Below are 7935 nucleotides of genomic sequence, written 5' to 3'. Positions count from 1 at the left end.
GAGTTCACCTCAAATAAAAACATTCTAAATCTCAGTGATGCTAATGATGTAGCAGAGTCCTTATACAGCGCTGTCGAACGAGCTCAAACCTACGAAAACGGGCTGTACGTTGTCAGTTATGCAACGCCTAAGCGTGCAGGTGATCATACGCTTACTATCGTAGCGAACGATGATTACGACTGTCAGACGCCTGTATCTCAGCAAGAGAAAAATGAATTAGAGAACACTGGGCTTTTGAATGACTGTGCCGACCAAGTTGAATTTGAATTCAACGCGAACGGCTTCTCTGATGTTCAACCTAGACTCGATATTATTGGTGTGAGTAAAACGACCGCCAAAACGGTTGAATGGACGGCAAAAACACGTTGGAGTCACGAAACGCCTGCTTTCGAATGGCGCACTCAACTTTGCGCAGGTGACGTAACACGCTCGATCAGTGGTAATACAATTACATTTACTAGAGAAGTAGACAATTTATCGGTAGTGAAGGTTGAGGTTTCTGACACTGCAACCAATGTAAACGCGGTTAAATACATTAGTATGGCGAAAGACGAAAACAACTTAAGCCGAAATGACTACTCAAATCAACTTTGTAATAATTAAGTTAACGAATCACCCTTTAACTATTTATCTTAGTTACAGGGTGATTACCTTTCTGACTTTATTTTCGAGAGTAGCTTTACACGGTGCTCCTGCATAATATTCCATGACCATCTCGGAACGCGCCACTTCTATTAAGGTCATCGACTGACTTTCAGCCTCAGGTCTGTGCATACATAAACTATAAATGTATCCATCGTCGATATAGGGCTCGTGTTGCTGATGTAAAGCCATCAAATCCTGCATACTATTGATGTTTTTCTGATCAACATATTCGGTGCGGTGCTTGATAATAGCCTCTACATTAGGATCGCCTGACGAATATAACTGATTAGGGAGAGGCTGTGGCGATAAAACTTCTGTGATACCATCGTAATGAAACATCTTACTGTGTTTGCTATCTAGCGACAAAATGCCTAAAACAAATGGCTGAGATTGCTCAAGTGGCCACTGAGTAACAGTCTCATTCACTTTTTCAATTGAAGGACAAGTTGCTAACGTTTGAATCAACTTGCCACGGCTAATGAGCGAATCAGAGTTGTCTTTTAAGCGGCCTTGATAATCATTTAACAAGAAAAACACCAAGCCTTTATTATTCATCGCAATCCAGCTGCCCTGCCCTTGCGGATCGACAGGCATGACGTATTCCACACCATTTTTACTAAAACGTTGGGGCGGCAGCGCTTCAACTCTTTCTACAGATTCGTCGCGGTTGAAGGCTAATATTATTTTGTTGTCGAGCTTACGCCAATTGAGACTGCACATAAACGTTATCGCTTTTTTTAGTTTCTTGCTCAAATTGTTTTGTTGATGCAGCCTTGCCAAAATCAGCCTCGACTTGATGACCAGAAGCTAAAGCCAACATTCGAATAATGGCCATATGATGAGTCGTATGGCTATGCAAAAAGACTAATTCACGAGCCAAGCTGGAGACGAGTGGCTGACCAGGTTCGTCTGTATTGGTAGCACAAATCATATTTAAAGTGGGGTTTGGGTCAATTTTACAAATTGCGTAAAGCTTGGTGATTTGATCTTGGAGTTCATTGACTACTCGTCGAATTTGGCTAGCAGCAACTTCGGTCGATTGCTCGATGCGAACATCACGCTTTCTGTGGTCGTAATTCACCGTCGTCACGCTTGGCAAGACCTTTTCTTTAGCATCAAGGCTGGCAGAAGCTGCACTTAGAATCAACGCCTCAATTGACAACAAAAAGGCCTGATAATGATCGAGAATATGACGAGTGTGAGCGCCTACTGTCCCGCTCTGTAATAACGGGTTATTAAAGCCGTAAGATTCTGTTGGTAATTGAGTAATAAAATCTCGAAGTTGAGTCAACAAAACGGTGTTATCTGCAAGTATTGAAGTATCGTTTGACATCGCTTGAATTAGACCCTAACTAATTTAATCGGCTATTTAATACTAGAACAACAAACTTAGTACAAAATTTCAAATAAATTAATAAATAAGCTAAGTCGACAACCGGAAGGTTTAGAGCAATTGCAGAGATTACAGCAATGCAAAAAACACTGTAATCTCATTGGAATAGTGAAAAAGTAGTTAGAGGATTAACGACTAGAGTGTTTCATGATGCGCTCTTTTTGACGAGACCAGTCACGGTCTTTAATGTCATCACGCTTATCTTGACCTTGTTTACCTTTGGCTAAATAAAACTCGACTTTCACCCAGCTTTTTTTCCAGTACATCGCAGTACACACCAGTGTGTGTCCCTGACGTTCAACTGCACCAATTAACTCGTTGATTTCTCTTCGCTTCAATAGCAGCTTGCGATAACGGGTTGGATTCGCAACCACGTGCGTCGAGGCCTGCATCAAAGGTTGAATTTGTGAGTTTAACAAAAACACTTCGCCGTCCTTAACATGGACGTACGTATCGGTAATGTTTACCTTGCCTTCACGAATACTCTTCACTTCCCAGCCTTGCAGTTCAATGCCTGCCTCAAACTTTTTGTCTAGGTGGTACTCGTGGCGTGCCTTTTTATTTAGGGCAATCGTATTGGATGGAGCTTTTGGTTTTTTCTTGGCCATAATCACTTCTTTTTTGTTAACCAAGCGATTATAACCTTTTGTGCATTATTTTCTATCCAAGTTTGTTAGAATAACGTGCAATAACAAAGTTAAAGGTTAATTGAACAATATGGCGCAGCTTTCAAAGAGTGCTTTAGTAATGTACAGCGTAGATCAAATGTATCAATTGGTGAATGACATTGACGCATACCCGCAATTTATCCCGAACTGCGCAGATGCCAAGCGTCAGCAGATCAGCGACTCGGTTATTGAAGGGTCACTGTTGATCAACAAAGCCGGACTGAGTAAATGGTTTACGACACAAAATACACTTACCTCAAATCAGCGTATCGATATGAAGCTGGTCAACGGACCTTTTAAGTTTTTGCACGGTTATTGGCAGTTTACGCCTCTAGATGAAAACGCTTGTAAAGTTGAATTAAATTTGGAGTTTGAGTTTTCATCTAAAATGATCGAACTGGCGTTTGGGAAGGTGTTTAACCACGTGACGTCTAGTATGGTCAGTGCCTTCACCCAGCGAGCCAAAGTCGTTTATGGCTAACCTTTGAGTTTATAATTTGTCAGTTAGGTAGACAAAATGTCACACGATAAAAACATACAACGCATAACAATTGAAGTGGCTTACGCCCTTCCAGAAAAGCAGTCATTACTGCAACTGCAAGTAGTACAGGGCAGTACGGTTGAGCAAGCCATTGAAAAAAGTGGCATTTTGGTTAGCCACCCAGAAATAGACTTAAGTGAAAATAAAGTCGGAATTTGGTCCAAGACCTGTAAATTAAACGCCGAGCTAAAAGACGGAGATCGTATTGAGATTTATCGCCCGCTCATCGCCGATCCAAAAGAGGTCAGAAAGCGCAGAGCTGAGCGAGCTAAACAAGAAGGCCGCGCCGATAAAATAACGGGCGGACGACCTAACCCGCGCAAAAAAGCCGAGAATTAATCTCGGCTTTTTAATGTATTACATAGGATCAGGATTGGTGAAATTCACTTTGGCTCTTGCTTATCTAAGCCACCTTTTCCATTCTTTCTACTCTAAGTCGGCTTACTCAGAATCCAGAGGAACATCAAAGTTCTCAGGCTTTTCAAAATCACCAGAGAGTGAGACTAATTTTTCGCCATCAAAATTTAATAACAATTCCTTTTTAACAAACTCGTCTGTTTTGCCTACTCGAATCGTATAAACATAGCGCCAAGTATGGTCGCTGAAAGGGCTATCTACTACTGGCGTGCCCAAAACAAATTTAACTTGTTCTTTAGTCATGTCGACACGAAGCTTATCGACATCGCGTTGGTTTAGGAAATTGCCTTGAACGATATCGTACTTGTAAACCCAGCTGCTACAGCCAGACAAAGTAATAGTCAAAGTAAGAGTCAGTAAAACTAATAAATGCTTCATTTCTTTACAACTTAAATACGGTTAATTGCCTATTGGAACGGCGAGAAATAAAAAAGTTCCGTCATACTACCAGATAAAATTTTTAAGTGGTAACCAGATATGGGCAAATACAGCGGATTAATTTAACGGCGCTTTAATAACTTGGTCAGGATCAATTTATAGCTGTTGTTACCAAAGTCATCAGACACTTCGTGTTCGATACCCATTTGCTTTTCTAGTTGGTTTATTTGAGATGGCGTTAAAACATGATTGCCTACTAATAACTGTTTAATCACGTGATTTCGGCCCTTCAAAAAATACTCTTCTTCGATTGAATAAGGATCCGTAAGATTAAGCAGTGTCGGTGATAGGTGTAAATCAATACCCATAGACTCCATAATATGAGGCCTTACAAACTCATCAAATTTTAAGAAATCTAAAATTGACTCAGCAGTAGGTTCATATTCTTGGTCATACTTTTGGTCATATTCCAACTTCAGTTTATTTAATGAGTAACCATACAGCTTTAGTAATATAAGCATAGGTAAAGCATGCAGCAGCGCGAGAGACTCTAGTTGATCGTCGTTTAACGTGACGTTATCTGAAGAGGCCAACCCTCGTGCTGCATCACGGTATTCTATCGTCAAATCTTGAACACGCTTCATGATGTCAATACAAGGCACTGGCGCATTCGTTTCCAAATAAGACCAAGCAATTTGACGTAACTGATACGCACCACTGACTGCTTGCGGTGACGTGCCACTCTCCTCAATTTTTACTTTTTCCAAAATATCAGCGGACGAGGTACTTTCACCAAAGACGTTTTTAATAGCGCGGTCATACCAAAAGTCTTGTTGGCGGTCTTTAATCAAGTTTGCTTCTGAGTATTGTTTATTGTGAAACAAACTGGCTATGTTACACAGCCTTTTTACTTGAGGATCAAAGTTGATGAGTGCGTCGGCCCAAAATAAATGACGACCGAGCTTCTTTTGAAGCCGTTGATCAAATACGGTAATGGTAGGAGAGCAAGAATCAAGCTCAGTTCTCATGATGAAAGGAAAAACAATGCTCCGATAGAAAATATCAGAAATATCATCGAGAAGAATTCGATCCGCTATTTCAGATATTTTACCTAACTCTTCGGTCATTGCCTCTCCTTTATCATACATGATGAGTGAAGCGTAATTGGCGAACGCAATTACATTGTCTTAGCTAACCTCTCGACCTGCTTCCACACACGCATGAAGTTACCGCTCAATACTTTTTTAATTTCAGTTTCAGTATAGCCACGATTCAACATACCTTGCACTAATTGTGGAAAATAAGAGACATCTTTTAGGTCTCGAGGTAATGAATCACCAACACCGTCATAATCAGAACCGATACCAATGTGGTCAATGCCCACTAGTTTCTTGACGTGATCAATATGATCAAGAACCATATCTAAAGACGCATATGGGTAAGGATTTTCCGCTCTGAATTTTTTTTCAATTTCTTTCGCTTTAGGCTCGCCCCACTTTGTGCCTGCTTCTTCATAAAGCTTAGATAATTTCTTTTGCCAGTCTCGTGTTTCTTTTGAAACAAAGCTAGACCCAAAGTTAATTTGGATAACACCACCGTTTTTGCCTAATGCTTTGATCATGTCATCGTCCATGTTGCGCTCAAAGCCTGGTGTAAAACGACGCAAAGATGAGTGAGAAGCAATAACTGGCGCTTTAGTTAACTCAAGCGTTTGATAAAAGGCATCGTCTGATACGTGAGAAATATCGATCATCATGCCGATTTTGTTCATTTCTACAATTAGCTCTTTGCCAAATGGGCTCAAGCCTTTCCAGTTGCGTCGCAAGTCATAAGAGGAATCAGAAATGTGGTTCGATAGTGAGTGAGACAAAGTCACGTAACGAATACCACGATCGTAGAACATTTTTAAATTGTCCATGCTACCAGCAATCGGGCTGCCGTTTTCCATACCCATTGGTAAGGAGATAAGACCTTTTTTAAACTGTTCTTCTACGTCTTTTGTGCTCACTGCTACGGCAAATTTATCTGGTGCACGCGCTTCAATTGCTTCGACCGAGTCAATGAGTTCATGAGCAAGTTGGACACCATAATCTTTACCTGGGCCTTCATAGGTCGCTGGAATATAGATAGACATAAACGGAGCGTTTAGGCCACCTTCAACCGCACGAGGATAATCAAAATCACCTTTCGCAGTCGCTTTTGTAACGTCTTCCCAACGCTTTTTGATACGGTATGGAACGTCGATATGACTGTCCAAAATAATCGTTTCTTTAGCAATTTGACGGGCTTTTGAGGTTACTTCAATTGCATTGGCGTCTAGGCTAGGTAGCGCTAAACCCAATGCAACCAAACCACTGAGTACAGATAGTTTAAAAGACATGGGCATTCCTTTATTTTTATAATAATAAGATGGGTTTATTTAAACATGGAACCGGATTAGTTAAAACTCAATTTATGAGCATTAACCTTTAATTAAACGCACTATTGCTGGCGAATACCGTCTAGGTAGTCATAGAAGTAAAAGTCGCTAATAGGCATCGCCATACTCGGTTTTCTTTGTTGCGGTTTTGAAGATAAAGTGTTTGGTATAGGCTGGAGCTGTAAGCAAATTTGGCCCATTTTCATGGTTAATTTAGGTTTAATTTGAAAATCGACCATACCGTCGATTTGTGTTGGTGATTCTTCTTTGGCCACAAGATATAGAGCTAACTGATCCTGAATCAACTCATTAACGATATGAACGCCACGTGCTTTAAAGGGTAAACGGGGCAAGTCGACTTCGAGATTAAGTAACTCATAACGCAGAGCGTTCGGCTGAACCCCTACATAGACCACCAACTCTTTGATCAACTGTTGAATTTGCAGTTCTAGCAATAAATATTGCTGAGCGCGATGATAATAGGGACTGAACTTATCTAATTGACCAAGTTCTAGCTGATTGATGGCATGAATGGCTGAAAAGGCCGTCGACTCCTCACCGCTTATTGCCGCGGCAACACTTTGTGGCAAACGTGTGATAGAGGGACGTGAAGGTAATTGCGGTTTTGGCTCAGGCACGATAACAGGCGGTGGTTCAGGAGCAAACAAGCCGATATCGCTTAGTTTGCATGACGCCAAAATACTCACGCTAATGATGACAACGACAATTCGTGTTGCGCGTAACCAACAGGGGAGTAAAACGGCGTCGTACTTCATAAATGCTTAGTAAACAGTCTGTTTAGCGTTGCTAGGTACAATAGTATCTAGAATGAAATAAGGCATAAACACCGACGAACTAGCAATGACCCATTTGTGATCAAAATCGACGACTCGAGCAATAATTTTTAAGCCCTTTTCTTGATACATAATGTTGCCTGCCAAGACGTGTGTCATCGACTCAGCCCCATTGAGCTCTTGCGTATTGCGTGAAAACACCAAATCACCATTTTGACCGACGCTAATAGTATCCCTCACTTTATAGTCAGCAACAATGAATCCACTGCGTTGCAGCTCGTTGATAAAGTGCTCGGCAATACGGTTACCAAAAGGTGTGACTGTTTTTAAATTGTTATTAAAATCAACAAATGAAGTCACACCAATCACAGGCTTAGTTCTTGAATTTGACGTCGCCAAATTATTAATTAAATCGGTCGCCATTCTTTCAATGTACTCTTCTACCACGACTGAGTGTTCGGCGCCCGTCAATGAATGTTGTGCTAATGAGCCTCGGTCGTCATTAGTTTCAGGCTGACGCTGCGCAATTGGCCTTTTCGTCTTGGAAGAGTACACCACTTGCGAACTTTGGGTTGGTTGTGGTGAAGGTGTCATTGCATACACCTCTTCCACACTTCTTTTTCTGGAGGTTGACGATTGCTCATTGGTTGGTTGCGCTTTTGAAGGCGACCCACTGACAA

At 41.2% G+C, this 7935-nt stretch carries 11 protein-coding genes; 3 read left to right on the top strand and 8 right to left on the bottom strand.

Annotation, left to right across the window (positions count from 1 at the left end):
- On the top strand, positions 1-603 hold a 603-nt coding region (locus AC4E96_RS09475; protein WP_490255639.1), incomplete at its 5' end, for a hypothetical protein.
- A 33-nt stretch (positions 604-636) separates the two neighbouring features.
- Here the strand turns inward: AC4E96_RS09475 and AC4E96_RS09470 are convergent.
- From AC4E96_RS09470 to smpB, 3 genes are all read right to left on the bottom strand, one after another.
- Complete coding sequence (locus AC4E96_RS09470) at positions 637-1365, bottom strand: NRDE family protein (protein ID WP_490255638.1); 729 nt, start codon at positions 1363-1365, stop codon at positions 637-639.
- The gene (locus AC4E96_RS09465) at positions 1343-1978 is read right to left on the bottom strand and encodes a hypothetical protein (RefSeq protein ID WP_490255637.1); all 636 of its coding nucleotides are present in this window, start codon (positions 1976-1978) and stop codon (positions 1343-1345) included. The genes AC4E96_RS09470 and AC4E96_RS09465 overlap by 23 nt, the downstream gene beginning before the upstream one ends.
- 188 nt (positions 1979-2166) lie before the next feature.
- Entirely contained in the window at positions 2167-2646 is a 480-nt protein-coding gene (gene smpB, locus AC4E96_RS09460; protein ID WP_488032462.1) for an SsrA-binding protein SmpB, read from the bottom strand.
- 109 nt (positions 2647-2755) lie between these two features.
- Between smpB and AC4E96_RS09455 the strand changes: the two genes are divergently transcribed.
- Both AC4E96_RS09455 and AC4E96_RS09450 read left to right on the top strand, forming a co-directional pair.
- Entirely contained in the window at positions 2756-3187 is a 432-nt protein-coding gene (locus AC4E96_RS09455; RefSeq protein ID WP_488032461.1) for a type II toxin-antitoxin system RatA family toxin, read from the top strand.
- A 36-nt stretch (positions 3188-3223) separates the two neighbouring features.
- Entirely contained in the window at positions 3224-3586 is a 363-nt protein-coding gene (locus AC4E96_RS09450) for an RnfH family protein (protein ID WP_488032460.1), read from the top strand.
- A gap of 102 nt (positions 3587-3688) precedes the next feature.
- Here the strand turns inward: AC4E96_RS09450 and AC4E96_RS09445 are convergent, their stop codons facing one another.
- From AC4E96_RS09445 to AC4E96_RS09425, 5 genes are all read right to left on the bottom strand, one after another.
- Positions 3689-4042 (bottom strand): outer membrane protein assembly factor BamE, encoded by a 354-nt coding sequence (locus AC4E96_RS09445; protein ID WP_488032459.1) that lies wholly within the window; start codon positions 4040-4042, stop codon positions 3689-3691.
- Positions 4043-4164: 122 nt separating this feature from the next.
- Complete coding sequence (locus AC4E96_RS09440; protein WP_490255636.1) at positions 4165-5169, bottom strand: hypothetical protein; 1005 nt, start codon at positions 5167-5169, stop codon at positions 4165-4167.
- Between the two features lie 50 nt (positions 5170-5219).
- Positions 5220-6428, bottom strand: coding sequence for a dipeptidase (locus tag AC4E96_RS09435; RefSeq protein WP_488032457.1), 1209 nt, complete (start codon positions 6426-6428; stop codon positions 5220-5222).
- Between the two features lie 95 nt (positions 6429-6523).
- On the bottom strand, positions 6524-7237 hold the full coding sequence (locus AC4E96_RS09430; protein ID WP_490255635.1) for a hypothetical protein: 714 nt from the start codon (positions 7235-7237) through the stop codon (positions 6524-6526).
- 6 nt (positions 7238-7243) lie between these two features.
- On the bottom strand, positions 7244-7935 hold a 692-nt coding region (locus AC4E96_RS09425; RefSeq protein WP_490255634.1), incomplete at its 5' end, for a FlgO family outer membrane protein.

It is taken from the genome of Psychrosphaera sp., assembly GCF_982872775.1.
Note: the sequence above shows the minus strand (reverse complement) of the source record. Positions and strands in the feature narration are given on the sequence as shown.